General features: G+C 72.1%; 22 protein-coding genes, 4 tRNA genes, 1 pseudogene and 1 riboswitch. Of the genes and pseudogenes, 14 read left to right on the forward strand and 13 right to left on the reverse strand.

From position 1 onward, the window contains the following. Positions 1–78: 78 nt before the first annotated feature. On the reverse strand, positions 79–3228 hold the full coding sequence (locus tag AB0J53_RS04790; RefSeq protein ID WP_364168638.1) for a BTAD domain-containing putative transcriptional regulator: 3150 nt from the start codon (positions 3226–3228) through the stop codon (positions 79–81). Between the two features lie 28 nt (positions 3229–3256). Next, positions 3257–3517 (reverse strand): acyl carrier protein, encoded by a 261-nt coding sequence (locus AB0J53_RS04795; RefSeq protein WP_219509727.1) that lies wholly within the window; start codon positions 3515–3517, stop codon positions 3257–3259. A 140-nt stretch (positions 3518–3657) separates the two neighbouring features. Here AB0J53_RS04795 and AB0J53_RS04800 point away from each other — a divergent pair, with 140 nt between their 5' ends. The 7 genes from AB0J53_RS04800 to AB0J53_RS04830 all read left to right on the forward strand — a co-directional run bounded on the left by AB0J53_RS04800 (position 3658) and on the right by AB0J53_RS04830 (position 10760). Then, the gene (locus tag AB0J53_RS04800) at positions 3658–4659 is read left to right on the forward strand and encodes a beta-ketoacyl-ACP synthase 3 (RefSeq protein ID WP_364168640.1); all 1002 of its coding nucleotides are present in this window, start codon (positions 3658–3660) and stop codon (positions 4657–4659) included. Continuing rightward, positions 4656–5132, forward strand: a complete 477-nt coding sequence (locus tag AB0J53_RS04805) for a flavin reductase family protein (RefSeq protein ID WP_219509724.1) — start codon at positions 4656–4658, stop codon at positions 5130–5132. The genes AB0J53_RS04800 and AB0J53_RS04805 overlap by 4 nt, the downstream gene beginning before the upstream one ends. A gap of 111 nt (positions 5133–5243) precedes the next feature. Further along, complete coding sequence (locus AB0J53_RS04810; protein ID WP_364168642.1) at positions 5244–6266, forward strand: ATP-binding cassette domain-containing protein; 1023 nt, start codon at positions 5244–5246, stop codon at positions 6264–6266. A 28-nt stretch (positions 6267–6294) separates the two neighbouring features. Then, complete coding sequence (locus tag AB0J53_RS04815) at positions 6295–7068, forward strand: ABC transporter permease (RefSeq protein ID WP_364168643.1); 774 nt, start codon at positions 6295–6297, stop codon at positions 7066–7068. A 29-nt stretch (positions 7069–7097) separates the two neighbouring features. Beyond that, positions 7098–9173 carry an MMPL family transporter gene (locus AB0J53_RS04820; RefSeq protein WP_364168645.1) on the forward strand — a complete coding sequence of 692 codons (2076 nt, stop codon included), beginning with the start codon at positions 7098–7100 and terminating at the stop codon, positions 9171–9173. Between the two features lie 61 nt (positions 9174–9234). Next, complete coding sequence (locus tag AB0J53_RS04825) at positions 9235–9957, forward strand: thioredoxin domain-containing protein (protein ID WP_364168647.1); 723 nt, start codon at positions 9235–9237, stop codon at positions 9955–9957. Beyond that, positions 9954–10760 (forward strand): cytochrome c biogenesis protein CcdA, encoded by an 807-nt coding sequence (locus AB0J53_RS04830; RefSeq protein ID WP_364168649.1) that lies wholly within the window; start codon positions 9954–9956, stop codon positions 10758–10760. The genes AB0J53_RS04825 and AB0J53_RS04830 overlap by 4 nt, the downstream gene beginning before the upstream one ends. A gap of 31 nt (positions 10761–10791) precedes the next feature. On the opposite strand, the gene AB0J53_RS04835 is transcribed toward AB0J53_RS04830, so the two are convergent. The 7 genes from AB0J53_RS04835 to AB0J53_RS04865 form a co-directional block, all read right to left on the reverse strand. Next, positions 10792–11922 carry a mechanosensitive ion channel domain-containing protein gene (locus AB0J53_RS04835; protein WP_364168651.1) on the reverse strand — a complete coding sequence of 377 codons (1131 nt, stop codon included), beginning with the start codon at positions 11920–11922 and terminating at the stop codon, positions 10792–10794. Between the two features lie 20 nt (positions 11923–11942). Beyond that, positions 11943–12938, reverse strand: a complete 996-nt coding sequence (locus AB0J53_RS04840; protein WP_219511119.1) for a ribonucleotide-diphosphate reductase subunit beta — start codon at positions 12936–12938, stop codon at positions 11943–11945. 15 nt (positions 12939–12953) lie between these two features. Beyond that, on the reverse strand, positions 12954–15107 hold the full coding sequence (locus AB0J53_RS04845; protein ID WP_364168654.1) for a ribonucleoside-diphosphate reductase subunit alpha: 2154 nt from the start codon (positions 15105–15107) through the stop codon (positions 12954–12956). Between the two features lie 101 nt (positions 15108–15208). Beyond that, positions 15209–15402: riboswitch (cobalamin riboswitch) on the reverse strand. A gap of 4 nt (positions 15403–15406) precedes the next feature. Then, positions 15407–16354: a tripartite tricarboxylate transporter substrate-binding protein gene (locus tag AB0J53_RS04850; protein WP_364168656.1), complete on the reverse strand. Its 948-nt coding sequence runs from the start codon at positions 16352–16354 to the stop codon at positions 15407–15409. 69 nt (positions 16355–16423) lie between these two features. Next, entirely contained in the window at positions 16424–17134 is a 711-nt protein-coding gene (locus AB0J53_RS04855; protein WP_364168658.1) for an SAM-dependent methyltransferase, read from the reverse strand. Between the two features lie 89 nt (positions 17135–17223). Continuing rightward, the gene (gene glmS / locus AB0J53_RS04860) at positions 17224–19044 is read right to left on the reverse strand and encodes a glutamine--fructose-6-phosphate transaminase (isomerizing) (RefSeq protein ID WP_219511112.1); all 1821 of its coding nucleotides are present in this window, start codon (positions 19042–19044) and stop codon (positions 17224–17226) included. Between the two features lie 10 nt (positions 19045–19054). After that, positions 19055–19342 (reverse strand): hypothetical protein, encoded by a 288-nt coding sequence (locus tag AB0J53_RS04865; protein WP_219511110.1) that lies wholly within the window; start codon positions 19340–19342, stop codon positions 19055–19057. 183 nt (positions 19343–19525) lie between these two features. On the opposite strand from AB0J53_RS04865, the gene AB0J53_RS04870 reads away from it, so the two are divergent. From AB0J53_RS04870 to AB0J53_RS04895, 6 genes and pseudogenes are all read left to right on the forward strand, one after another. Further along, a complete protein-coding gene (locus AB0J53_RS04870; RefSeq protein WP_364168660.1) occupies positions 19526–21412 on the forward strand; it encodes an N-acetylmuramoyl-L-alanine amidase in 1887 nt (628 codons plus the stop codon). 86 nt (positions 21413–21498) lie between these two features. After that, positions 21499–21570 (forward strand) — tRNA-Gly (locus AB0J53_RS04875). A 15-nt stretch (positions 21571–21585) separates the two neighbouring features. Further along, a tRNA-Cys gene (locus AB0J53_RS04880) sits at positions 21586–21656 on the forward strand. A 52-nt stretch (positions 21657–21708) separates the two neighbouring features. Beyond that, positions 21709–21780: transfer RNA gene (locus AB0J53_RS04885), tRNA-Gly, on the forward strand. Positions 21781–21798: 18 nt separating this feature from the next. Then, a tRNA-Val gene (locus AB0J53_RS04890) sits at positions 21799–21873 on the forward strand. Between the two features lie 219 nt (positions 21874–22092). Then, positions 22093–22263: pseudogene (locus tag AB0J53_RS04895) on the forward strand (transposase); the annotation flags it as partial. Positions 22264–22585: 322 nt separating this feature from the next. On the opposite strand, the gene AB0J53_RS04900 reads toward AB0J53_RS04895, so the two are convergent. The 3 genes from AB0J53_RS04900 to AB0J53_RS04910 all read right to left on the reverse strand — a co-directional run bounded on the left by AB0J53_RS04900 (position 22586) and on the right by AB0J53_RS04910 (position 24465). After that, a complete protein-coding gene (locus AB0J53_RS04900; protein WP_364168662.1) occupies positions 22586–23269 on the reverse strand; it encodes a permease-like cell division protein FtsX in 684 nt (227 codons plus the stop codon). Next, a complete protein-coding gene (locus AB0J53_RS04905; RefSeq protein ID WP_327587142.1) occupies positions 23266–23769 on the reverse strand; it encodes a sigma-70 family RNA polymerase sigma factor in 504 nt (167 codons plus the stop codon). Before AB0J53_RS04905 ends, AB0J53_RS04900 begins: the two co-directional genes overlap by 4 nt. 225 nt (positions 23770–23994) lie before the next feature. Beyond that, positions 23995–24465 carry a DUF5946 family protein gene (locus tag AB0J53_RS04910; RefSeq protein ID WP_364168664.1) on the reverse strand — a complete coding sequence of 157 codons (471 nt, stop codon included), beginning with the start codon at positions 24463–24465 and terminating at the stop codon, positions 23995–23997. A gap of 180 nt (positions 24466–24645) precedes the next feature. Between AB0J53_RS04910 and AB0J53_RS04915 the strand changes: the two genes are divergently transcribed. Further along, on the forward strand, positions 24646–25428 hold the full coding sequence (locus tag AB0J53_RS04915) for a hypothetical protein (protein ID WP_364168666.1): 783 nt from the start codon (positions 24646–24648) through the stop codon (positions 25426–25428). Positions 25429–25468: 40 nt separating this feature from the next. Here AB0J53_RS04915 and AB0J53_RS04920 read toward each other — a convergent pair whose 3' ends face one another. Further along, complete coding sequence (locus AB0J53_RS04920; protein WP_364168668.1) at positions 25469–25780, reverse strand: DUF6401 family natural product biosynthesis protein; 312 nt, start codon at positions 25778–25780, stop codon at positions 25469–25471. Positions 25781–25843 lie beyond the last annotated feature (63 nt).

Below are 25843 nucleotides of genomic sequence, written 5' to 3' on the forward strand. Positions count from 1 at the left end.
GAGGGGCAGCCGGAGGGCGGGGACGCGCGAGCCGCTGGAGAGGACAGGGCCGCGCGTTTCCGGAAACGGGCCGGGCGGTCAGAGGGTGGCGCGGCCGTAGGCGATGAGTTCCTCGCGGTCCATGGTGCGGCCCTGGGAGTAGAGGCGGTCGAAGGCGGGGCGGCCGAGCCGGTCGGCGGCGACGCGCGTGACGGCGGACAGGTCGTGGCGCGACAGCCCGGGGCCGGGCGCCATCGCGGCGGCCCCGCCGAGCAGCACGGCCGCCCGCTCGGGGGCGCCGCGCCGGGCGGCCAGGTCGGCGCACCCGACCAGCACGGCGCCGATCATCGGCACGTCGGCGCTGCCCACGGCGGCGCTCAGGGCCCGGCCGTGCGACTCCTCGGCCTGCTCCAGCAGCCCTTCGCGGGCGTGCAGCAGGCCGAGGGAGGTCATCACGAGCGAGCGCAGCTCCATGAGGTCGAGCCCGCTGCCGTCGACGATGGCGAGCGCGGCGGCCAGCTCGTCGCGCGCCCGGGCGAGGTCGCCCTCGCGGCGGGCCAGGTTGCCCAGCAGCAGGTGCACCCCGGCGACGGTGGCGGGCTGCCCCAGCTCCTCGGCGATCTCCCGGGCCTCGCTCAGGCAGGCCAGCCCGGCGTCGGGGTCGCCGCTCTCCAGCTGGATCGCGGCCAGGTGGTAGAGCAGCGCGGGGCGCTCGTGGCGGGCGCCGAGCTCGTCGGACAGCCGCAGCGCGTCGGCGTAGGCGGCCCGCGCGCGGGCGTACTCGCCGCGTACGGAGGCGATCTCGGCGGTCGCGCGCAGCGCGGAGGCCATGCCCCACCGGTCGCCCGCGGCCCGGAATGCCTCCAGCGCCGCCGCGAGGTCGGCGTCGGCCTGCTCGTCGGCGTCGTCCAGGCGGCGCAGCCCGCGCCACAGCAGCGCGGTGGCCCTGGTCCACGGGTCGGGGTCGCCGGTGTGGCGGGAGGCGAGCGCCACGATGCGGCCCGGCGGCTCCTTCATGGCGATGGCCAGGGCGGGCTCCACGAGCGTGAGGTAGGGGTGGCCGCCGGGCTCGCCCTCGTTGCGCCAGGCGGCGACGGCGGCGCGGGCCCGGCCGGCCAGCTCGCGGCCGGCGTCGAGGCCGCCGAGCAGGAGGGCGAGCACGGTGGCGCGGGGCGGCGCGTCCTTCCCGGCGGCCAGGGCCTGCCTGGTCCATTCGGCGCCCTCGCCGCGTGAGCCGGTCAGCCGCCAGTACCAGCCGAGCGCGGCCACCAGCCGCACGGCGGTGGCGGCGTCGCCGGTCTCGATGGCCTGGCGCAGCGCGGCCCGCAGGTTGTCGTGCTCGGCGGTCAGGCGGGCCAGCAGGTCAAGCTGGCGGGGGCCGCGCAGTCCGGGCTCGGCGCGTTCGGCGACCTCGGTGAAGTGGGTGGCGTGCGCCCGCCGCAGCCGTTCGCGTTCGCCGGACTCCTCCAGGCGTTCGAGGGCGTAGAGGCGTACGGTCTCCAGCATGCGGTAGCGGACGCCGGCGGGCTCGCGGGACACGTGCAGCAGCGACTTGTCGACCAGGGCGCCGAGCAGCGGTAACACGTCGGCGCCCGCGACCCGCTCGGCGGATTCGAGGGTGGCGCCGCCCGCGAACACCGCCAGCCTGCGCAGCAGCGCCCGTTCGGCGGGCTCCAGCCGTTCCCAGCTCCAGTCGACGACGGCGCGCAGCGTCTGGTGGCGGGGGAAGGCGGTGCGGCTGCCGCCGACGAGGAGCCGGAAGCGGTCGTCGAGGCGTTCGGCGAGCTGGTCGACCGACAGGACGCGCATCTGGGCCGCCGCCAGTTCGATGGCCAGCGGCATCCCGTCGAGCCTGCGGCACACTCGTACGACGTCGTCGACGTTGTCCTCGGTGACGGCGAAGCCGGGCAGGACGGCCAGGGCTCGGTCGGCGAACAGCCGCACGGCGGGGGCGGCGAGCGCGCCTGGCGGGCCGGTGACCTCGGGCGGGACGGTGAGCGGCGGCACCGGGGCGAGCCGCTCGCCCGCGATGTTCAGCGACTCGCGGCTGGTGGCCAGCAGCCGCAGCCCGGGGCAGGAGCCGAGCAGCGTCTCGGCGAGCCGGGCCACGTCGTCGATCAGGTGCTCGCAGTTGTCGAGCACGATCAGGAGCTGGCGGGAGGCCAGCATGGAGACGAGGTGGCCGATGCCGACGGCGGGCGGCTCACCGTCGCGCGAGCCGGTCAGCAGGATGCCCTCGGTCGGGTGCAGGACGGAGGCGACGGCCTGCGGGAGGTCGGCCGGGTCGGTGAGCGCGGCCAGCTCCACCAGCCAGACGCCGTCGCGCATGCGGGGGACGGCCCGCGCGCCGACCTCCTGGGCCAGCCGGGTCTTGCCGGCGCCGCCCGGCCCGACGAGCGTGGTCAGCCGGTGCTCGGCCAGGCAGCGTTCGACGAGCTCGACCTCGGCGTCGCGGCCGACGAACGAGGTGAGCGCCGCCCGCAGGTTGGTGCGCCGCTCCTGGCGGCGGCCGCGGACGAGCGGGTCGCGCCGGAGCACGGCCAGGTAGGTGGTCTCCAGCTCGGGCGACGGGTCGATGCCGAGCTCGTCGGCCAGCGCCTGCTTGGTCTGCTCGTAGACCTCCAGCGCGGTGACCTGGCGGTCGGCGGCGTACAGGGCGCGCATCTGGAGGGCGCGCAGCCGCTCGTCCAGCGGGTGGGCGGCGACGAGCGCCTCCATCTCGGGCAGCAGCGCCGCGTGCCGGCCGAGCGCGAGGTCGGCCTCGATCCGGTCCTTGGTGGCCGACAGCCGCAGCTCCTCCAGCCGGGCGATCGTGCCCTGGGCGAACATGGCGTCGGCGACGTCGAGGAGCGCGGCGCCGCGCCACAGCTCCAGGGCCCGGCCGAGCAGGTCGGCGGCGGTGGAGTGGTCCTGCGCGGCGAGCGCGGCCTGCCCGGCGGCGGCCAGCCGCTCGAAGCGGCGCACGTCGACGTCGTCGGGGTCGGCCGCCAGCACGTAGCCGCCGAGCCGGGAGTCGATCGTGTCGCGGCCGACGGCCGAGCGCAGCCGCGACACCAGGGAGTGCAGCGCGTTGACGGCGTCGACCGGCGCCCCGTCGGCCCACAGCTCGGCGATCAGCCGGTCGGCCGGGACCACCTGGCCGACGTTGAGGCCGAGGACGACGAGCAGCGCCCGGAGCCGGGCGCCTCTGACCTCGATCAGCTGGCCGTCGCGCCGCACTTCGAGCGGACCCAGGATCCGAAACTCCACAGGGCGACTCTAGGACACCGCCGATCGGTCAGGACGCGGCGGCGGCCAGCCTCTCGTTCACGTACGTCAGCGTCTGCCGGGGGGAGAGCATGCGGTCGATGTCCTCGTCGGGGATGGGCAGGCCGAGCTGCTCCTGGAGCACCGTGGCCACCTCGTACCGGGCCAGCGAGTCCAGGCCGAGCTCCTCGAAGGGGGTGTCGGCGGACTCGGGGGTGAGGTCGGCCGCCTCCGTGGTGCCGAGGCAGGTGCTGACGACGCGCTTCAGGTCGTCGAAGGTGAACTCCGTCATGCCGGCCAGGCTGACCGGCGGCGCTGGAGAACCTCTGGAGACGGGCTGGAGGCGGGCTTCCTCCAGCGGTCCTCGATCTGCCCTCCACCGGAGCTCGCGAGCATGCGCCCGACACCGACGCAAGGAGGTCCGAGACTGCCATGACCAGCCAGCTTCTGGCGGCACCGCGGACGCACAGCCGGATTCTCGGGGTGGGCGTCCACCGGCCGCGACGCGTGGTCAGCAACAAGGAGATCTGCGAGTGGATCGACTCGACGGAGGAGTGGATCGAGACCCGCTCCGGCATCCGCAGCCGCCGCTTCGCCGAGAAGGACGAGACGCTCGCGGTGATGGCGGTGTCGGCGGCCCGGTCGGCGCTGCGGCACGCGGGCGTCGGGGCGGGCGAGGTCGACTGCGTGATCGTGGCCAGCATGTCGAACCTGGTGCAGACGCCGCCCCTGGCCGTCACGGTGGCGGCCGACCTGGGGGCGACGGGCTCGGCGGGGTTCGACGTGTCGGCGGCGTGCGCGGGGTTCTGTCACGCGCTGGCGATCGCGGGTGACATGGTCTCGACCCGGCAGGCCAGGTACGTGCTGGTCGCCGGGGTGGAGCGGATGACCGACATCGTCGACCCCACCGATCGGGGCGTCGCGTTCCTGTTCGCCGACGGCGCGGGCGCGGTCGTGGTGGGGCCGTCGGCGGCGCCGGGGATCGGCCCGGTGGTGCGCGGCGCGGACGGGTCGTCGCGGGACGCGCTGCGCATGAACACCGGGTGGGGCGCCTTCCGCGCCGACCCGACGCTGCCGCCGCCGAGGATGAAGATGGACGGCCGGCGCGTCTTCCGGTGGGCGGTGGAGCACGCGGTGCCCGCCGGGCGGCGGGCGCTGGAGCTGGCCGGGCTGGCCCCGGGTGACCTGGCCGCGTTCGTCCCGCACCAGGCGAACCTGCGCATGATCGAGATCCTGGCGGCCAGGATCGGCCTGCCGGACCACGTCGCGGTCGCCGACGACGTGGTCGTCAGCGGCAACACCTCGGCGGCGTCCATCCCGCTGGCCATGGAGGCGCTGCTGCGCTCGGGGCGGGCGGCGTCCGGTGACGCGGCGCTGCTCATGGGGTTCGGCGCCGGGCTCAACTACGCCGGACAGGTCGTGCACCTTCCATGACCTCGTCAGACGCCTTCCGCTCGGCCATGGCCGCCTACGCCAGCGGCGTGACCGTGGTCACCACCGTCGGCGGGGACGGCGAGCCGTACGGGTTCACCGCCACGTCCTTCTGCTCGGTCTCGCTCAGCCCGCCGCTGCTGCTGGTGTGCCTGGCCCAGTCGGCCAACTGCTACCCGGTCTTCGCCGCGTGCGAGAGCTTCGCCGTCAGCATGCTGCGCGACGGCCAGGACGAGGTGGCGCTGCGCTTCGCCAACACGGCCGCGGACAAGTTCGGGTCGGGCGTCGCCCGCGAGACCCCGGCCGGGCTGCCGGCGGTCGAGGCGGCGATGTGCGTGGTCGAGTGCGCGATCGAGGACCGCTACGACGCCGGTGACCACATGCTCCTGCTGGGCCGGGTCACCTGGGTGCGCTTCCGCCACGGCGACCCGCTCATCTACTTCAACCGCGCCTTCCACCGGCTCGGCTCGCCGTAACAGGACCGGGACAGCACCGGGACAGCCCCGGGACAGCACGGGGTGCGGGCGGGGACAGGGCCGCCGACGATCCTCGTCTCAGATCACACCGACACACGTAAGGAGGTGGCCATGACCTACGCCATCCGGGCCGACGACCTCGGCAAACGGTACGGTTCCACGCGCGCGCTCGACGGCGTGAGCTTCGCCGCGCGAGCGGGTGAGGTGCTGGGCGTGCTCGGCCCGAACGGCGCCGGCAAGACCACGGCCGTCCGCATCCTGGCCACGCTGACCCGCCCGGACGGCGGCGTCGCCGAGGTCGGCGGGTTCGACGTGGTCAGGCAGGCCGCGAAGGTGCGGAAGGTCATCGGCCTGACGGGCCAGTACGCGGCCGTGGACGAGATCATCAGCGGCCTGGACAACCTGCTGGTCATCGGCCGGCTGCTCGGCCTGCCGAGGGAGACCGCGCGGCTGCGCAGCTTCGAGCTGCTGGAGCAGTTCGGCCTGACGGAGGCGGCCAGGCGGGCGGCGGGGACGTACTCGGGCGGCATGCGGCGCAAGCTCGACCTGGCCGCGAGCCTCATCGGCCGGCCGCAGGTGCTGTTCCTGGACGAGCCGACGACGGGCTTGGACCCGGCGGCGCGCGACGGTCTCTGGGACGTGATCCGCGCCCTGGTGGCCGACGGCACGACGGTGCTGCTGACCACCCAGTACCTGGAGGAGGCCGACCAGCTCGCCGACCGGATCGTGGTGTTCGACCACGGCCGCGTCATCGCCGACGGCACCCCGTTCGAGCTGAAGAGCAAGATCGGCGGCCAGGTGCTGGAGGTGTGGCCGGTGAACGAGCGGGACCTCGGGGAGGTCGCCACGATCCTCGGCGAGATCGCGCGCGGCCCGGCCACGGTCGAGGACCGGCGGGTGAGCGTGCCCGTCGCCGACCCGGACGTGCTGCGGGCCGTGGTCCTCAGGCTCGACCTGGCCGATGTCCAGGTGGCCGAGCTGGCGTTGCGGCGGCCGAGCCTGGACGAGGTGTTCCTGACCCTGACCGGGCACCGCGCGGCCACGACGAGCCCGGCAGGCACGACGAGCCCAGCGAGCCCGGCGGGCACGGCCGCCGCCGCGCGCGAGGCCGCCGCCGGTCGCGCCGAGCCGTGAGCCGGCCCGCATCCACCGAGGAGTCCCGATGACCACCGTTCCCGTCGCCGGCGCGCGCGAGACGCTGACGCTGACCCGGCGCAGCCTGCTGCACCTGAAGACCAACCCCGAGGAGATCATCGAGCTGGTCGTCCAGCCCATCGTGATCGTGCTGCTGTTCACGTTCGTGTTCGGCGGCGCGATCAAGGGCGACTGGCGCGACTATCTGCAGTTCGCGCTGCCGGGCATGCTCGTGCAGGCCACGCTGTTCGCCACGATGCGGCTGGGCACCGCGCTCGGCACCGACTTCAAGAAGGGCGTCTACGACCGGTTCCGCAGCCTGCCGATCGCCCGCTTCTCCCCGCTGACCGGGGCGATCCTCGGCGAGATGGTCCGTTACCTGCTGTCCATCGTCGTCCTGATGGTCGTCGGCATGCTGCTGGGCTTCCGCATCCAGACCGGCGTCCTGGAGACGCTCGCGGCGGTCGTGGTGCTGCTGTGCTTCGGCTTCGCCATGTCGTGGGGGTCGGCGCTGCTGGGGCTGACCGTGCGCGCGGCGGAGAGCGCGTCGGAGTTCGCGTTCCTGATCATTCTTCCGCTGGCGTTCACCGGCAACCTGTTCGTGCCGACGGAGACCATGCCCGGCTGGCTGCAGGTCTGGGTGAACCTCAACCCGGTCACGTCGGTCGCCGACACCATGCGCGGGCTGCTGCTCGGCGGGGAGGTGGCCCGGCCGCTGATGTGGTCGGCCGTGTGGATCGCCGCCCTGACCGCGCTCTTCGCGCCGCTCGCCATCCACCGGTTCCGGCGCAGGTCCGGATGACCGGCGTCACCGACGAAGGAGTTCCACCGATGAACCGCACCCGCAAGGCACTGCCCTGGGTGATGATCATTATCTGGGCGGCCCTGGTCGCGGGCGCCCTGCCGCTGGCGGCCAGACTCGACGGCGTCAAGAGCGACAGCGTCGTGGACTATCTGCCGTCCAGCGCCCAGTCGACGCAGGTGACCGCGCTGGAGACGCGGCTCCCGCGCGGCCAGGACTACGAGTTCCTGATCGTGTACGTGCGCGACAGCGGGCTCACCCAGGAGGACAAGGACACGGTCAAGCGGCATCTCGACACGCTGATCGCGCGGTTCGGCAAGCCGGGCGTGCCCCCGCCGAACGAGGGCAAGGTGGACCTGTCGCCCGACGGGAAGGCGGCGTTCACCATCGCGTCCGTCCCGTCCGAGCGGGGCGCGCCCGCGACCTACATCGACGGCATGCGCGCCGTCGTGGCCGAGCGGCCCGCCGGCCTGGACGTGAAGGTGTCGGGCCCCGGCGGGATCGAGGCCGACATCGACACGGTCTTCGACGGCATCGACGAGAGCCTGCTGATCGCGGCCACGATCGTGGTGGCCCTGATCCTGGTGCTGACCTACCGCAGCCCGCTGCTGTGGCTCATCCCGCTGCTGTGCGCGGGCGCGGCCGTGGTGCTCTCCCAGGCGGGCGCGTACCTGCTGGTGGAGGCGTTCGGGCTGACGGTCAGCGACCAGAACTCGGCGATCCTCATCATCCTGGTGTTCGGGGTGGCGACCGACTACGCGCTGCTGATCGTCGCCCGCTACCGGGAGGAGCTGCGCCTCCAGGACGAGCCGCTGTCGGCCATGGGCACCGCGCTGCGGCGCAGCGCCCCGGCCGTCGTCGCCTCCGCCGCCACGGTGATCGCCGGGCTGCTGTGCCTGCTCGCGGCCGACATGAACAGCCTCAAGGGGCTCGGCCCGGTCGCCACGGTGGCGATCCTGAGCGCGCTCGCCGCGATGCTGACGCTGTTCCCCGCGGTGCTGGTGCTGCTGCGGCGGCCCGCGTTCTGGCCGAGGATCCCGCGCCTGGGCGACCCGGGGCCGAGCGCGTCCAGCCTGTGGTCGCGGCTGGGCGAGGCGGTGGCGCGCCGCCGGGTGACCGCCGTGGCCGGGTCGCTGCTGCTGCTCGGCGTCATGGCGCTGGGCCTGCTGACCCCGGCGAGCCCGCTGCGCCAGATGGACCAGTTCGTCAACAAGCCGGAGTCGATCAGCGGGCTGCAGCAGATCCCCGCGCACTTCCCCGACCTCGGCGGGCAGCCGCTCATCGTGATCGGCAAGGCGGAGACGGGCGACCGGCTGCGGGCCGCCGCGCAGTCCACGCCGGGCGTCTCGCAGATCACCAAGGGCCAGCTCGGCAACGGGCTGACCGAGTTCGCGGTGCTCCTGCGGCACAAGCCGGACACCCCGCCGGAGTACGCCGCCATCGAGACGCTCCGCGCCCGGATCGCGGCCGTCGACCCGAGCGCCCGGGTGGGCGGGCCGAGCGCGCAGAACCTCGACACGATCAAGGCCGCCGCCGCCGACGAGCGCAGGCTGATCCCGCTCATCCTCCTCGTGGTGTCGCTGGTGCTGGGCCTGCTGCTGCGCTCGGTGGTGGCGCCGCTGGTGCTGATCGCCACGGTGGTGGTCTCGTTCGCGGCGGCGCTGGGCGTGATGACGTTCGTGTTCGTCCAGGTGCTCGGCCTGCCGGGGCTGGATCCCACGCTGGTCGTGCTCGGGTTCCTGTTCCTGGTGGCGCTGGGCGTGGACTACAACATCTTCCTGATGACCAGGGCGCGGGAGGAGAGCGCGCGGATCGGCACGCCGCGCGGGGTGGTCCGGGCCCTGGTGACGACCGGCGGCGTGATCACGTCGGCGGGCGTGGTGCTGGCCGCGACATTCGGCGCGATGGCGACGCTGCCGCTCGTGTTCATGATCGAGCTCGGCCTGCTGGTGGCGTTCGGCGTGCTGCTCGACACGCTGCTGGTGCGCTCGGTGCTGGTGCCGGGGGTGGCGCTGCTGCTGGACTGGCGGGTCTGGTGGCCGAGGCTGCCCGTCCCCGCGTCCGGGAGCCCGGCGCCGGCGGAGAGCCCCGTCGGCACCCGGTGACCGGGCCGGTGCGGCCTCCCGGGAGGCCGCACCGGGCCCCGGGGCTGGGATGATGGGGCAGATGGACGCAGGATCGAGACGTAGGGCGGTGCTCGGCGCCGTGGCCGGGACGGCGGTGCTGGCGGTCCTCGGCGTCGCCGCCCTCGACCGCGACGACGAAGCCGCCGTGACGGCCACCGCTCCCCCGGCCTCCACGGCCCCCACGGTGACCCCGGAGGCCACTCCGGCCGAGAGCCCGGGCGTGGCCGTGTGGGAGGGGCCGACGCCGCCGCCCGTGGACCTGAAGCTGGCCAAGGGATCGCAGGACGCGCCCGTCACGATCGTCGAGTTCGGCGACTTCCAGTGCCCCAACTGCCGCCGCTACGCCCGCGAGATCGAGCCCGTGCTCCAGCGCGACTACATCGGCACCGGCGTCGTCCGCGTTTTCTGGCGCGACTATCCGATCAGGGGCCAGGCCAGCGTCGACGCGGCCTACGCCGCGCGGGCGGCGTCGCTGCAGGGCCGCTTCTGGCAGTTCCACGACGCGCTGTTCGCGGGCGGGACGCGGGTGACGCCCGCGCGGCTGCGCGCCGCCGCCGTCACGGCCGGGCTGGACGTGGCCAAATTCGACCGCGACCGCCGGGGCAGGGCCGTGCGGGAGGCCGTCGACCACGACACCGCGTTCGCCTACCAGCTCGGCCTGCCGGGCACGCCCGCGTTCCTGGTCAACGGGGAGCTGCTGTTCGGGGCGCAGCCGGTGGCGGCGTTCCGGGAGGCGATCGAGAAGGCGCGCCGGGGCGGATGAGCGGCGTCGGTTACGCCGCCGCGTTCCTGGGCGGGCTGTTCTCGCTGCTGAGCCCGTGCGGGGCGCTGCTGCTGCCGGCGTTCTTCGGCTACGCGTTCCCGGGCGGGCGCCGGCTGGCCGGGCGGACGCTGCTGTTCTACCTGGGGCTGTGCCTGGTGCTGGTGCCGCTCGGCATGGGGTCGGCGCAGGCGAGCCGGCTGTTCTACGGCCACCAGGACCTGCTGGTGACGGCCGCCGGGTGGCTGCTGATCGCGCTGGGCGTGGCGCAGGTCGCCGGGCAGGGGTGGACGATCGGGCCGCTGGAGCGGCTGCGGGCGCACGTGCGCGGCGATTCGGCGGGGGCCGTGCTGGCGCTGGGGCTGGTGTCGGGGCTGGCCGGGTTCTGCGCCGGGCCGGTGCTGGGCGCGGTGCTCACGGTGGCGGCGGCCTCCGGCGACGCGCTGCGCGGCGGCGTGCTGCTGGCGGTCTACGCGGCCGGGATGGCGGCGCCGCTGCTGCTGCTCGCGGCCCTGTGGGAGCGCTTCGACCTGGGCCGGCGGCGGTGGCTGCGGGGTCGCGGGCTGCGGATGGGCAAGCTGCGGGTGCACACCACGTCGCTGCTGTCGGGGCTGGTGTTCGCCGGGCTGGGCGTGCTGTTCCTGGTCTCCGACGGCACGCGCGGGCTGGCGGCGCCGTTCCCGGAGGAGTGGGAGGCGTGGCTGCAGGAGGCGGCGGCGTCGGTGCGGGTGCCCGACCTGGCGCTGGTGGGGGTGGCGGCCGTGGCGCTGGCCGGGGTCACTCTCTGGCGGCTGAGGCGCCGCTGAGCGCTCTGGCGGCTGAGGCGCCGCTGAGGGCTCAGGCGTCGCCGGGGTCGTCGCGGCCCGACGCGCCCTGCGTGCCCTTGGCGGCGGTGTCGCGGCCCGCCGACCAGGGGACCCCGGCCCGGGTCTCGGGGGTCTCGACGCGGAAGCGGGGCAGCGCGTCGGGGTAGTTCTCGCGGACGAACTTCACCAGGTGCTCGCGTACGTCGCACTTGAGGTCCCAGGCGGAGGCCGAGTCGGCGGCGCTCATCAGGCCGCGCAGCTCCACCAGCCCGTTGGGGAGCACGTCGGTGACCTGGAGCGTCCAGTCCTTCTGATCCCACAGCGGGCTTTCCTGGATGAACGCGTACAGTTCCTCGCGCAGTTTGTCGACCGGCACCGACCAGTCGACCCGCAAATAGACAACGGCCAGGACGCGAGAGCCGTGCCGGGTCCAGTTCTCGAACGGGTTCTGCGTGAAGTAGGAGACGGGCAGCACGAGCCGCCGCTCGTCCCACAGCCGCAGCACCACGTAGGTGAGCGTGAGCTCCTCGATGCGGCCCCACTCCTCCTCGACCACCACCACGTCGTCGAGGCGCAGCGCGTCGCTGAAGGCGAGCTGGAGCCCGGCGAGCATGTTGCCGATCGTGGGCTGGGCGGCGATGCCGACGACGGCGCCGGCGATGCCCGCGGAGGCGAGCAGTCCGGCGCCGAGGGCCCGCACCTGCGGGAAGGAGAAGAGCATGGCGCCGACCGCGACGACGATCACGGTGGCGGCGGCGATCCGGCGGACCAGCGCGATCTGGGTCATGATGCGCCGGGCCCGCCGGTTGCGCTCGCCCTCGATCAGCACGAGCCGGTCGAGGATGACGTCGGTGAGCGCGTACGTGACGCCGATGATCAGCCAGGTGACGGTGGCGATGGTGAGCAGGCCGATGACGCGGTCGATCGACTCGCCGAGCTGGCGCTCCTGCCGCGTGTCGCCCATCATCCACGGCCCGAACACGATGTTGCAGGCCAGGACGGCCGCCATGGCGAAGGTGGCCCATGTGCAGTGCTCCACCAGGTGCCGGGCGAGCGCGTACTTGCGGCCCACCCGTGACAGCACCCGCCTGGCCAGCTCCACGCCGAGGATCGCCCCGGCGACGGAGACGGCCATGATCAGCCAGTTGGACGTCGGCTGCACGCGCTACTCCCCCAAATGTTCTAGAACGTCTCGTCAAAGGTCACATTGCCCTCAACCGCAACTTGATACGCGGAGACGCGCCGCTCGAAGAAGTTTGCCAGCTCCTGCACGTCCTGCAGTTCCATGAACGCGAACGGGTTCGCGCTGCCGTAGCGGCCGGGCATGCCGAGCCTGGCCAGCCGCTGGTCGGCGACGTACTCCAGGTAGGCGCGCATCTGCTCGACGCTCATCCCCGGCATGCCGTCGCCGCACAGGTCGCGGGCGAAGGCCAGCTCCGCCTCGACCGCCTCCTCCAGCATGCGGGTGACCTGGTCGCGCAGGTCGTCGTCGAACAGCTCGGGCTCCTCGGAGCGTACGGTGTCGACGACGCTGAAGGCGAACTCCATGTGCATGGACTCGTCGCGGAACACCCAGTTCGTCCCGGCGGCCAGCCCGTCGAGCAGCCCCCGGGAGCGGAACCAGTAGACGTAGGCGAAGGCGCCGTAGAAGAACAGGCCCTCGATGCAGGCGGCGAAGCAGATGAGGTTGAGCAGGAACTGCCGCCGCTGGGCGGCGCTCTCCAGCCGCTGGATGCCGTTGATCGAGTCGATCCACCGGAAGCAGAACTCGGCCTTGTCCCGGATGGACGGGATGTGCTCGATCGCGGCGAACGCCTTGACCCGCTCGTCCGGGTCGGGCAGGTAGGTGTCGAGCAGCGTCAGGTAGAACTGCACGTGCACGGCCTCCTCGTACAGCTGCCTGCTCAGGTAGAGGCGCGCTTCGGGGGCGTTGACGTGCTGGTAGAGGTTGAGCACGAGGTTGTTGGCCACGATGGAGTCGCCGGTGGCGAAGAAGGCGACCAGGCGGTTGATCAGGTGGCGTTCCTGCGGCGTCATCCTGGTCAGGTCGGCGAGGTCGTTGTGCAGGTCGACCTCCTCCACCGTCCAGGTGTTGCGGATGGCGGCCCGGTAGCGTTCGTAGAAGTCCGGGTAGCGCATCGGGCGGAGCGTGAGGTCCATTCCGGGGTCGAGCAGCATGATGGGGTCCGTCCTTTACTGGCAGGCTTCGCAGACTTCCGGGTTCTCCAGCGAGCAGGCGACGGCCTCGGCGACGGGGACGGTCGTCTGCGCGATCCGGGTGGCCGGGCGCGAGCGCAGGTAGTAGGTGGTCTTGAGGCCGCTCTTCCACGCGTAGGCGTACATCGACGACAGCTTGCCGATGGTGGGGCTGGCCATGAACAGGTTGAGCGACTGCGACTGGTCGATGTACGGCTGCCGCGCCGCCGCGAGGTCGATGAGCGCCTTCTGCGGCAGCTCCCACGCGGTGCGGTAGAGGGTCTTGAGGTCGTCCGGGACGCCGGGCACGTCCTGCACGGACCCGTCGGCGCGCTTGATCGCGTCGCGCACCGGCTGCGTCCACAGCCCGCGCGCCTGGAGGTCGGCCACGAGGTAGCGGTTGACCTGGAGGAACTCGCCCGACAGCGTCTCGCGCTTGAACACGTTGGACACCTGCGGCTCGATGCACTCGTAGCAGCCGGCGATGGAGGCGATCGTGGCCGTCGGCGCGATCGCGACCATCAGGGAGTTGCGCAGCCCGGTGACGGCGATCTTGGCGCGCAGCGCGTCCCAGCGCGGCGTGGCGGCGGCGCCGTAGTGGTCGGGGTGCAGCACCCCGGCGGCGGCGCGGGTGTCGTCGTAGGAGGGGTGCCTGCCGCGCTCGGCGGCCAGGTCGGCGGAGGTGTCGTAGGCGGCCAGCGCGATCTCCTCGGCGATCCGGGTCGACAGCGCCAGCGCCGGGCCGGAGTCGAACGGCAGCCGCAGCGCGAAGAACACGTCGGCCAGCCCCATGACGCCGAGCCCGATCGGCCGCCACTTCTTGTTGGCCGTCTCGGCCTCGGGCGTCGGGTAGAAGCCGAGGTCGATCGTGCGGTCCAGGAAGCGCACGGCGGTGCGGACGGTGCCGCGCAGCCGCTCCCAGTCGAGGTCGCCGTCCCGTACGTGGGCGGCGAGGTTGATCGAGCCCAGGTTGCACACCGCGGTCTCGGCGTCGCCGGTGACCTCCAGGATCTCGGTGCACAGGTTCGACAGGTGGATGACGTTGCCGGGGCGGCCGGTCTGGTTGGAGGTGCGGTTGGCGGCGTCCTTGAACGTCATCCAGCCGTTGCCGGTCTGCGCGAGCGTGCGCATCATCCGCCCGTAGAGGGTGCGGGCCGGGATCTGGCGGACGAACCGCCCGGCGGCCTCGTAGGCGCGGTAGGCGCGGTCGAACTCCTCCCCGTACAGGTCGGTCAGGTCGGGGACCTCCTTGGGGTCGAACAGCGACCAGACCTCGTCGGCCTCCACCCGACGCATGAACTCGTCCGGCACCCAGTTGGCCAGGTTGAGGTTGTGGGTGCGGCGGGCGTCCTCGCCGGTGTTGTCGCGCAGCTCCAGGAACTCCTCGACGTCGGCGTGCCAGGTCTCCAGGTAGACGCAGGCCGCGCCCTTGCGCCTGCCGCCCTGGTTGACCGCGGCCACGGAGGCGTCGAGCGTGCGCAGCCACGGCACGATGCCGTTGGAGTGCCCGTTGGTGCCCCGGATCAGCGACCCGCGCGAGCGCACCCGGGTCCACGAGATGCCGATGCCGCCCGCGTACTTCGACAGCCGGGCCACCTGGCCGTAGCGGTCGTAGATCGACTCCAGCTCGTCGCGCGGCGAGTCGAGCAGGAAGCAGGACGAGAGCTGCGGCCGGCGCGCGCCCGCGTTGAACAGCGTCGGCGAGCTGGGCAGGTAGGCCAGCGCCGACATCAGCGTGTACAGCTCGGCGGCCTCGGCCACGGTCTCCGACAGCCCGCACGCCACCCGCAGGAAGAAGTGCTGGGGCCGCTCCAGCACGGCCCGCGTGACGGGGTGGCGCAGCAGGTAGCGGTCGTAGACGGTGCGCAGCCCGAAGTACTCGAAGCGCTCGTCGGCGCCGTCGTCGATCAGCGCGTCCAGCTCGGCGGCGTGCGCGGCGACGAAGGCGGCGAGCGAGTCCTGGAGCAGCCCGGCGGCGTGGGTGGCGGCGACCGACTCGGCGAACGACCGCACGCCGTGCCCGGCGGCCTCCTCGGCGATCTCCTCGGCCAGCAGCCGGGCGGCGACGCGCGAGTTGGCCGGGTCGGTGATCACCCGCGCGGCGGCCTCCTCGATGGCCAGGCGGCGGTCACCCTCAACGATCTGTGTCACGTGCTCTCTCCTCGCGAGCTTCCCCCGTGAGGGCACGCGAGAGCACGGCGGCTCGCCTCGATCCCCGGCCGCGCGACGCCCCCGGGCCCTCCCTCGAGGCCCTGGACAAGACAACCGCTGGCAGGTCTTCGGGCTCGCGGGCGCAACGCGCACTCCTACTGGCCGTCGCTTCCCGGATCTCTCCAGTGCGTGTGACGGCGGTCGTTCCCGCTCACCGCTGCGGGGCAGCCCCGGATTCGCACCGGGTTCCCTTTCACTCCGCCCCGAGAGGCGAACCAGCGACGACCAGGATCCTACATCTAGTGGCCGTTTCCGCAACTACCCCAGCATGTTGTGCCGCCGCTGGTCTCGACGAGGCCGAGATCGCGGAGCACGGCCTTGGTCCTGCGCACCTCGGAGTCGAGCCAGGCGCGGAAGTCGTCGCCGGCCAGCGGGATGCGCACCCAGCCGCCCGCCTCGCAGGCGCGCTGCCAGAACGGCGACCCGGTCACCTCCTCGCACATCCGCACCGCCGAGGCGCGCCTGTCCTCCGGCATGGCGCCGGGGCCGACGGCGGCGCACCAGTTGGCGAAGTCGACGCGGATGCCGCTCTCCAGCAGGCTGGGCGCGTCCACGCCGGGGAAGCGCCTGGCGCACGAGACGGCCAGCACCCGTACGGCGCCGCGCCGGATGGGGCCGCGCCAGTCGGCGAGCGCGCCGGCGGCGGCCGCGGCCCGGCCGGCCCGCAGCGCGGTGGCCGCCTCGGCGCTGCTCCGGTAGCCGGTGTAGTCGACCTGGCGGGTGTCGGCGCCCAGCCCCTTGGCGATCAGCCCGAACAGCAGGTGGTCGGGCTCGCCCTGGGGGCCGCCGGCCAGCGGCGTCTCCCCCGGCCTGGCCAGCAGGTGGGCGCCGAACTCGTCGAAGCTGCGGAAGCGGGACGTGGCGGGCACCACCACGACCACGACCTCGCCGGCCAGCCTGGCCAGCGGCGTCGCGGTGTCCATCAGCGACTCGCCGTGGTTCAGCTCGGCGGCGGCGAGCGCGGGCAGCCCGGTGACGGTGATCCGCACGGGCCCCCGCCCGGCGAACCCGGCCTCGCCCGCCGCGCCGGCGAACGCGCGGGTCACGCGTTCCCACCGCTCGCCGCCCGCGACGATCTCGTACGCGCCGCGTGCGTCCCCGGCGCCCGCAGGGAAGCGCTCGGTGCCGCAGCCGGCCACGGCGGCGGCCATTCCGAGGCCCGCCGCGAGAAAGCGTCTCCGCCGCATGACCCGCCTCCCCCGAGCGCAGTTACCTCAGGTTATTGACGCATCACGCATAGTTAATCCGATTTGCTGCTACTTCTTCATCGCGAGCCCCGCCAGCAGGTACGACGGCAGCGGCGTGCCGCCGACCAGCCTCGGCCGGTCCGGGCGCCACTCGGCCGCCTGCACCAGACCCGGCGGGACCAGCGCGAAGTCGCCGAAGAACGCGCGGATCTCCGCCGGGCTGCGGGTGCCGTCCCGGCGGTCGCCGGAGGCGGCGTGGGTGAGCGCCACATAGCTGCCGGGCGCCACCGCCTCCCGCAGCCGGGACAGCGCCGGCCCCGGGTCGCGGCCGCCGTGCGGCATCGACACCAGGAACACGGCGACCGGCCGCGACAGGTCCAGGAAGCCCTTCGCCCGGGCCAGCACCTCGCCGGCGTCGAGCGGATCGGCCTCGGCGAACACCGCGCGGGGCTCGTCGGCCAGCAGCTCGCGCGCGTGCTCGGCGACGACCGGGTCGTGGTCGACGTAGACCACCTTCGCGCCGGGCACGACCTCGTGCACGTTGCCCCGGGTCGGCAGGCCGCTGCCCAGGCCGACGAACTGGCCGACGCCCTCGGCGGCGACGTAGCGGGCGGCGCGCTGGAGGAAGCCGCGGTTGGCCCTGGCCAGCGGCACGGCCTCCGGGATCAGGTCCGACAGCCTGTCGATGGCCTCGCGGTCGACCGCGTAGTTGTCCGTGCCGCCGAGCAGGTAGTCGTACATCCGGGCAAGATTGGGAGTGCGTGGGTCGAACTGGGACACAATTCGACCCTAGGCGCTCACTGTCAAGGGCCACAGGGGGCCGATTCCCACTGTGACCCCTCCGACGGTAAGCATTTCCTGCCCTCGGGTCACTCCACTGTGACGCTCTTGGCGAGGTTGCGCGGCTTGTCCACGTCACGGCCCAGCGCGACCGCGGCGTGGTAGGCCAGGAGCTGCAGCGGGATCGTCAGCAGGATCGGGTCGAGCTCGATCTCGTTCTTCGGCACCACGATCGCGTCGTCGGCCAGCTTGGCGTCGGGCTCGCGGTGGCCGACCATGAGCACCTGGCCGCCGCGGGCGCGGATCTCGCCGAGCGTGGTGAGGTTCTTGTCCAGCAGCTCGTCGTCGGGCACGATCGCCACCGTCGGCATCTCCGGGCCGATCAGCGCGAGCGGGCCGTGCTTGAGCTCGCTCGCCGGATAGGCCTCGGCGTGCACGTACGAGATCTCCTTGAGCTTCTGCGCGCCCTCGCGGGCCACCGGGTAGCCGCGCACCCGGCCGACGAACATCATGCTCGCGTGCTTGGCGTACTTGCCGGCCAGCTCGGCGATCTTGTCGCTCTGCGCGACGATCTCCTCGATCTGGTCGGGCAGCCGGCGCAGGCCCTCGCAGATGCGCCTGCCGTCGGCGGGCGACAGGTCGCGCACCCGGCCCAGATGCAGCGCGAGCAGCGCGAAGGCCACCGCCGTCGAGGTGAACGCCTTGGTCGAGGCGACCGACACCTCCGGCCCCGCGTGCAGGTAGACGCCGCCGTCGACCTCGCGGGCGATGGCGCTGCCGACCGCGTTGACGATGCCGATCACCCGGCCGCCCTTGCGCTTGAGCTCCTGCACGGCGGCCAGCGTGTCGTACGTCTCGCCGGACTGGCTGATCGCCACGTAGAGGGTGTCCTGGTCGACGACCGGGTTGCGGTAACGGAACTCGCTGGCAGGCTCGGCGTCGGCCGGGATGCGGGCCAGCTCCTCGATGAGCTGGGCGCCGATCTGGCCCGAGTAGTAGGCCGACCCGCAGCCGATGATCTTCACCCGGCGGAACGAGCGGGTCTCGCGAGCGTCCATGTTCAGCCCGCCCAGGTGCGCGACGTGGAAGCGCTCGTCGAGCCTGCCGCTCATCGTGCGGGCCGCGGTCTCCGGCTGCTCGGAGATCTCCTTGAGCAGGTAGTGCTCGTAGCCGCCGGTGTCGTAGTGGCCAGCGTCCCAGTCGACGGTCAGCGGCTCCTTGGCCGTCTCGCGGGCGTCGCTGGCGAAGGTGTGGAAGCCGTCGGCGCGCAGCACCGCCAGCTCGCCGTCCTCCAGGTGCACGACCTGCCGGGTGTAGCGGACCAGGGCGGCCACGTCGGAGGCGGCGAACATCTCCTTCTCGCCGATGCCGAGCACGATCGGGCTGCCGTTACGGGCCACGACCACCTCGCCCGGCCGCTCGGCGTCGATCACCGCGATGCCGTACGTGCCCACGACGCTCTTGAGCGACTTGCGCACGGCCTCCTCCAGCGTGTCGTTCTCGTCCACCGCGCGGGCGATCAGGTGGGCCAGCACCTCGGTGTCGGTCTCCGACCGGAAGCCCACGCCGTCGGCGATCAGCTTGGCGCGCAGCTCGTCGGCGTTCTCGATGATGCCGTTGTGCACGACCGCGACGCGCTCGTCGGACGACAGGTGCGGATGCGCGTTCACGTCGCTCGGCACGCCGTGCGTGGCCCACCGGGTGTGGCCGATGCCCAGCGTGCCCTTGAACCGCGCGGGCACCACCTTGGCCAGATCGGCCACCCGGCCCTTGACCTTGCGCAGCTTGAGCCCCTTGTTGGAGACCACGACCCCGGCCGAGTCGTAGCCGCGGTACTCCAGCCGCTGCAGCCCTTCGAGCAGGATGGGCGCCGCGTCCTGCGGCCCCACGTACGCGACGATTCCGCACATGCGAGGTCTCCTATCCGTAAACGATCCGGCGCAGCTGACGCAGCGACAGCTCGGGGGCCGCCACCCGGCGGCCGCGCAGCTCCGCGGCGATCCTGGGAAAGATCTCGTCATTGGTCAGGCCGCGAGCCTTGAGCTCGCCGTGACGCCGCCGCACGAACTCCTCGACCGGCTCGGAGAAGTACGCCAGAACGTCGGCCACCACGCGCGCCGCCTCACCGGGCCCCAGCGGGGTGCTCCTGGTGAGGTGGGCGATGAGGTCCTCGTAGGGATGCCGTGCCGTGGACACAGTCGAGGACATTACGCAGCTGGAACGAGACACTTCAACTTCCTGCCCGATATCGGGCAGGATTTACCTCCATCTTCTGCCATGAGGGAGGAGATCACCATGAGTCACATCTCCCTCAACTGTCCCGTCTGGCACATCCCCATCTGGGAATGGTTACGGTGAGTATTCATTGTGTGCCATTCCGTGGGGGTTGTCATGCTGTTGTGGGCCGCCGTCGCCGCCGCCGCCACCGCCCTGGTCGCGCCCGGCCACCCGGACGGCCGCCAGGCGGACTTCGCCGCCGCCGCCCGCGCGTACGGGGTGCCGGAGAGCGTCCTGCTCGGCGTGTCGTACCTGCAGTCGCGCTGGGACGCCCACGGCGGCGCCCCCAGCACCGCCGGCGGCTACGGCCCCATGCACCTCCTCGACCCCGCCGCCGCCCGGCCCGGCCCCGGCCACACCCACGCCGACCGCCGCGGCGACCCGGCCCGCCCGCTGTCGCAGGCGCCTGTTCACCACGAGGACGCCGGGGAAGGGAACGCCCCGGCCGCCGGGGCGACGCTGGCCGAGGCGGGACGGCTCACCGGGGTCAGCACGGAGCGACTGCGCAGCGATCCGGCGGCGAACATCCGGGGCGGCGCCGCGCTGCTGGCCTCCTACCAGCAGCGGCCCGGCGCCGATCCGGCCGCCTGGTACGAGGCCATCGCGCGGTACGCCGGGTCGCGGGCCTTCGCCGACGAGGTGGTGTCGGTGATGCGCTCGGGGGTGGAGCGCGTCACCGACGACGGGTCGGTGGTGCGGCTGCCCGCGAACCCCCGCCTGCCCGGCCCCGCGCCGCTGCGCCGGGCGAAGGGGCACGCCGAGTGCCCGCACACGCTGGCCTGCGAGTGGATGCCCGCCGCGTACGCGCGCACCGGCAAGGGCGACCACGGCAACCACGACCGCCTGGACCGCGCCCGACGCATCGACTACGTGGTCATCCACGACACCGAGGGCACCTACGCCGGGATCCCGTCATTGGTGCGCAACCCGAAGTACGTGAGCTGGCACTACACGATCCGCTCCCGCGACGGGCATGTCGCCCAGCACGTGCGGAACAAGGACATCGCCTGGCATGCCGGCAACTGGGACGTCAACACCCGTTCGATCGGCATCGAGCACGAGGGCTACCTGGCGCAGGGCGGCACCTGGTACACCGAGGCGATGTACCGGGCGTCGGCCAAGCTGGTGCGCTACCTGGCGGACCGGCACGGCATCCCGCTGGACCGCCAGCACGTCCTGGGCCACGACAACGTCCCCGGCACGTCGGCGAAGACGCTGCCGCAGATGCACGACGACCCGGGCCCGTACTGGGACTGGGCGCACTACTTCGACCTGCTCGGCAAGCCGTTCGAGCGGCCGGGGCACGACGGGCCGGCGTACGAGCTGACGGGCGGGTTCGCGGGCGGGTTCGCGGGCGACGGGAGCGGTCCGGGGTCGGTGCTGGTGCTGCCGTCGTACGACGAGCACCGGCCCAGGTTCACCGGCTGCGTGAAGGCCAGGCCGGCCGGGCGGTGCCCGCGGCACGGCGCGTCGGCGGTGTGGCTGCGCACCGAGCCGCGCGAGGACGCCCCGCTGGTCGACGACGCCGGCAAGCGGCCCGGCGCGCCGAGCACGTACAGCGTCTACGACCACAGCGCCCGCGCGTCGGCTGGGCAGCGGTTCGGGCTGGCGGAGCGGCGGGGCGACTGGACGGCCATCTGGTATCTCGGCCAGAAGGCCTGGTTCCACGACCCGTCCGCGCGCCCGACGTCCGTGGCGGCGCGGGGGCCGCTGGTCACGCCGGTCCGCCCGGGCGTCAAGGTGTACGGCCGCGCCTTCCCTGAAAGGTCGGCCTATGCGGGCACCCGCGCCCCGGTCCAGCAGCACGCCCCCCTGCCCTACACGCTCGCCCCCGGCCAGACGTACGCGCTCGGCCAGTCGCTGACGGGCGGCTACCACTCGGCCCGCTCGTTCGACCCGGCCCGGCACGTCACGGTCAAGGGACGGCTGCGCTACCACCAGATCCAGCTCGGCCACCGGGTGGCGTTCGTCCGGGCGGACGACGTCCGTGTCATCCGCTGATTTTCGCCACAGAGGCCTCACAGTGCGCACGGGCACTCCCAGGAGGCGATATGGTTTTCCCGTGGCCGGTTCAGTGCCGGAAACACGCGGAAGTGGCTCAGTGGTAGAGCATCACCTTGCCAAGGTGAGGGTCGCGGGTTCGAATCCCGTCTTCCGCTCGGAGTTCAACTCCTGGTGGAGTGGCCGAGAGGCGAGGCAGCGGCCTGCAAAGCCGTCTACACGGGTTCAAATCCCGTCTCCACCTCGGTGCGGTTCGGCGGACTCGTCAGGATCGGCTAAAGTAAGTGCAACGCCATGCGGAAGTGGCTCAGTGGTAGAGCATCACCTTGCCAAGGTGAGGGTCGCGGGTTCGAATCCCGTCTTCCGCTCTGAGACAACTCAATCCCGGACGATTAGCTCAGCGGGAGAGCGCTTCCCTGACACGGAAGAGGTCACTGGTTCAATCCCAGTATCGTCCACCACCGAACGCGAAAACGCCCCGGCCTCCGATGGAGACACCGTTGGCGAAGTAGGTCAAAAAATAGCGGCCCCATGATCACGTCTGTGATCATGGGGCCGCTATTGTCGTTCTTGCTCGCAGATGGAGCCGTGGGTGCCGCTGCGTTCGACTGGTCCAGATCAGATCCCGGCGGCCACCCTGGCGGTAGCCCGGGCAGGACTTGGCCGCGGCGTTCTCTGCCCGTGGCCGCCCGGCGCTGTCTCCAGCTCGGCTGGCACTGGTGCCGATTATGCAGTTCGGCGAGGGTCTGTTAGACCGGCAGGCGGCCGAGGCCGTGCGAGCGCGGATCGACTGGAAGTACGCGCTCGGGCTGGAGCTGACCGACGCCGGCTTTGACTACTCGGTGCTCAGCCGCGGCCAGCGCGGTTCTTCCCCGTGTCGTGGACATGATCGTGTTCTCCCCCGAGATGGTAAATGATCGTTTTAGACTTCCGTCTGCATTCGGTGATCATTTCCACACCTAGAGTGATACCCCCAGCAGCATGATGGGTGGGCGTTTCGTCTTGTCTGCTCCCGGGTCAGGTGGCCGCGCCAGGTGGGGGTGTTCGCTCGTGAGGCGGCGGGTCATGAGGTCGATCATGGCGATGTGAACCACAGGTTCGGAGCGGTCGGGGAGTCCTTCCTACAGTTCCCACGGAACTGGAGGCCGCACGGCAGGCGCAGGGAGGACGGTTTCACTCAGCTGGCGGGCTTGTGGACAGCGGTGGCGTCTGCGGAACAGGAACCCGCTTGAAGGCGTTCGAGACCCCGGGCATGCTTTTCGCGCTCGCAAGCACGGGACTGTAGTCCGCGTCGGGTTCCATGATGACAAGAAACGACGCGTGCATGTCCTTGGCCTCCACGCCCGTCATATGGGGAGCGAATGCGCGGAATCTGGCGAGTGCGCCGGCCTGATCCTCGAAGGTGACGCTCTCGACACCCGGTAGTTCGTTCAGCATCCGGTCGATGTCCGCCTTTTGCTGTTCGGTGGCCGCCGTACCGCCGCCTGCCGGGGTGTTCCTGTTGCCCGTGCTGCCTCCGCACGCGGCCTCGATGTCGTCGTGCTTGCACAGGAAAACCCTGATTCCCAGCTCTTTCGCGCTCATCAGAGCGAACTGCTGCAGGCTCGACGCTCTGACGTCGTGATCTGTTGCGGCACTGTGATCCGGCGACGGGGCAGCCCTGGGCGCCAGTGCGACCGCGGCCACGATGCCGGCGAGGGCGACAGGTGCGGCCACGGCCACAAGCCGCAACCGGAGGGAGAAGCCGCGACGGCGACGGGTGGCGAAGGCGCGCGCGAGGTCGGTTTCGCGGCGGCGCTGGTAGGCGTCGTCAGTGTTGGGGCGCAAGGAGGTGATAAGGCCGTTGAGGTCGTTCATGACTGCTCCAGGAACGTGGGCTGGGTGAGGTTGAGCGCGTAGGTGAGACGGCGTCGGGCGCGGTGCAGCCGTACGTTGAAGGTGCGAGCCGAGCAACCGGCGATCTTCGCGGCCTCGGCCGGGGTGAGCCCGTACCAGCTGGCCAGCAGCACGGCCTCGGCATCGAGCTCGGATAGCTCCGCAAGCGCTGTCAGCGCCGCCTGCCGCTCGGCCACCTGCTCGGCCACGTCGTCAGCAGGGGCAAGTTCGGCGAGCCGCGCGACCAGATTGTGCCTGCGCGCAGTGGTGCGGCGTTGCGTCCGTACCAAGTTGCGAGCCACGCCGAGCAGCCACGGCAGCGGCGGCTCCGGTAGGCGGCCGAGTTTTCGCCACGCGATCACAAAGGTCTCGCTGGCAATGTCCTCGGCCGTCTCCTGATCGGCTCGCAGCAGCACGTAGCTGAGCACGCTGCGGTAGTGCTCCTCATACAGCGCGGTGAGTCGTGCTTGTGAATCGTCCACGCCAGGTAATGACCTCAACAGCCCCTTGATTACCTGTCCAGGGAGAAATGATCTCTAGGATCCCCTTCCACCGTTCTTGGTATGTGTGGTCTCAGCGGTGAAACTGGCCAGGCACACGTCCTCCGACACGTGATACGCCCCCGAGATCACAGCGGTGATCCCGGGGGCGCTTCCGTCTTATCTACTTCGCCAACAGGGTCCCGATGGAGGACCGGGGCTCTTTCGTCATCCGGCGGGGCGGCCGAACCAGGCGTCCACGGTGGCCTGGGCGATGGCCGTCATGCGGCGGCCGTAGTCCTCGTGGCCCCGGGCGACGAAGCTGCCGTCGTCGCACGGCAGGGCGGCGAACCCGGTGCGGAACCGCTCCGGCGGCCCCTCCGGGAGCGGCGCGTAGGGCTCCAGCGGCGCCATGTCGTATCCCGACCGGACCCCGTGCCGGTTGCGCGCCACCTGGTGGGACGCCACCCGCAGCAGCGCTTCGATCCCCTGGTCCAGGCAGAGCTGCAACAGGCGGAACTGGGTGTCGAGGTACTTGGCGTGCCCCCGGGAGGGGTGCTGCAGCAGGTAGGCGCAGACGACGGGGGCGTGCCAGCGGTACATCTCCGGGTCGCCCTGCTCCTCGCCCAGGATCGCGTAGTAGTAGTCCTCGCACAGGCCGAGGGGGCCGGCGTCCGCGCCGCAGTCGCACTGATCCATGCGCGGCACCCTAGGCGCACGGCGACAGGCTTGTCATCCGAATTCCCGGCCTCCGCCCAGCCATGCCATTACTCTCCGTTGACCAAATATGCCAAAAACCGGCATTTATCGTCGCTCTCCGTGTATATCGGGGCGCTGAGCGGGTAGCGCGCAGGCATTGGCTCCTCGGAGGAGGAAACCGTGGACATCAACATAGGCCAAGGCATATCCGATGCCTGGCGGATGATCGCGACATTCGTTCCGAAGCTTGTCGCATTCGTCGTCATTCTCATTATCGGCTGGATCGTGGCCAAGGTGCTGGCGAAGGTCCTGGGCAAGCTGCTGAACCGGGTCGGCTTCGACCGCGCGGTGGCACGCAGCGGCGCCGCCGGGCGGTGGCAGGAACGCAGCCGCTACGGCGCCAGCGGGCTGCTGTCGAAGCTCCTGTACTACGCGCTGCTGCTGATCACGCTGCAGATCGCCTTCAGCGTGTTCGGGCCGAACCCGATCTCGACGCTGCTCACCGGCGTGGTGGCCTGGCTGCCGCTGGCCGTGGTCGCGATCGTGATCATCGTGGTGACCGGGGCCATCGCCAAGGCGGTCCGGGACATCATCTCCAGTGCGCTCGGCGAGCTCTCGTACGGCCGCTGGCTGGCGACGGCCGCCGCCGTGTTCATCTGGGCCCTAGGCATCATCGCCGCGCTCAACCAGATCGGGGTGGCCACCGCGGTCACGATCCCGGTGCTGATCACGGTGCTGGCGACGCTCGGCGCCATCGCGGCCATCGGCGTGGGCGGCGGTCTCGTCCGGCCGATGCAGCAGCGGTGGGAACGCTGGCTGGGCCGGATCGAGCAGGAGGCGCCGCAGGCCAGGGCGCACGCGGAGGCGTACCAGCGGGGTCGCGGGGACGCCCAGCAGATGACCGAGGAGGCTCCGCACGTCCAGTCGGGCGGCGCCACCCGGTCCGACTACCGGGAACCCTGACGTGCCTCACGGGACCGGCCGCCCGGCCGGTCCCGGCGCGTCAGGCGGGGAGCTCCCCCTCGAGGAAGCCCCGTTCGCGGGCGAGCCAGCACACCGCCGTCAGACGGAGGGCGGCGGCGTCCGGCTCGCCGCTGAACGCCCAGCCCCGGTGCCGCAGCTCGTCGAGGAAGCCGAGCAGGTAGTCGCCCAGCGTCTCGCGATCCAGCGGGATCGCGTCCCGTAGCACCGCGGCGTGCTGATCCACCGCGGCGACGAGACCGGGGTCCGTGGCCATCCTGGCGAGCTGGTCCTGCCCGAGGGTCTGCATGACCGAGCGCAGCGGCGCAGCCGCCCATCCATCCGCAAAAAGCACCATTAAACCCTAAACCATGCCAAAACCCCTTTACCCGTCCCGCCCACGTCCGGGCGGGCGGCC

The sequence above is a fragment of the Nonomuraea sp. NPDC049725 genome (assembly GCF_040674795.1).
Taxonomy (GTDB): domain Bacteria; phylum Actinomycetota; class Actinomycetes; order Streptosporangiales; family Streptosporangiaceae; genus Nonomuraea; species Nonomuraea ceibae.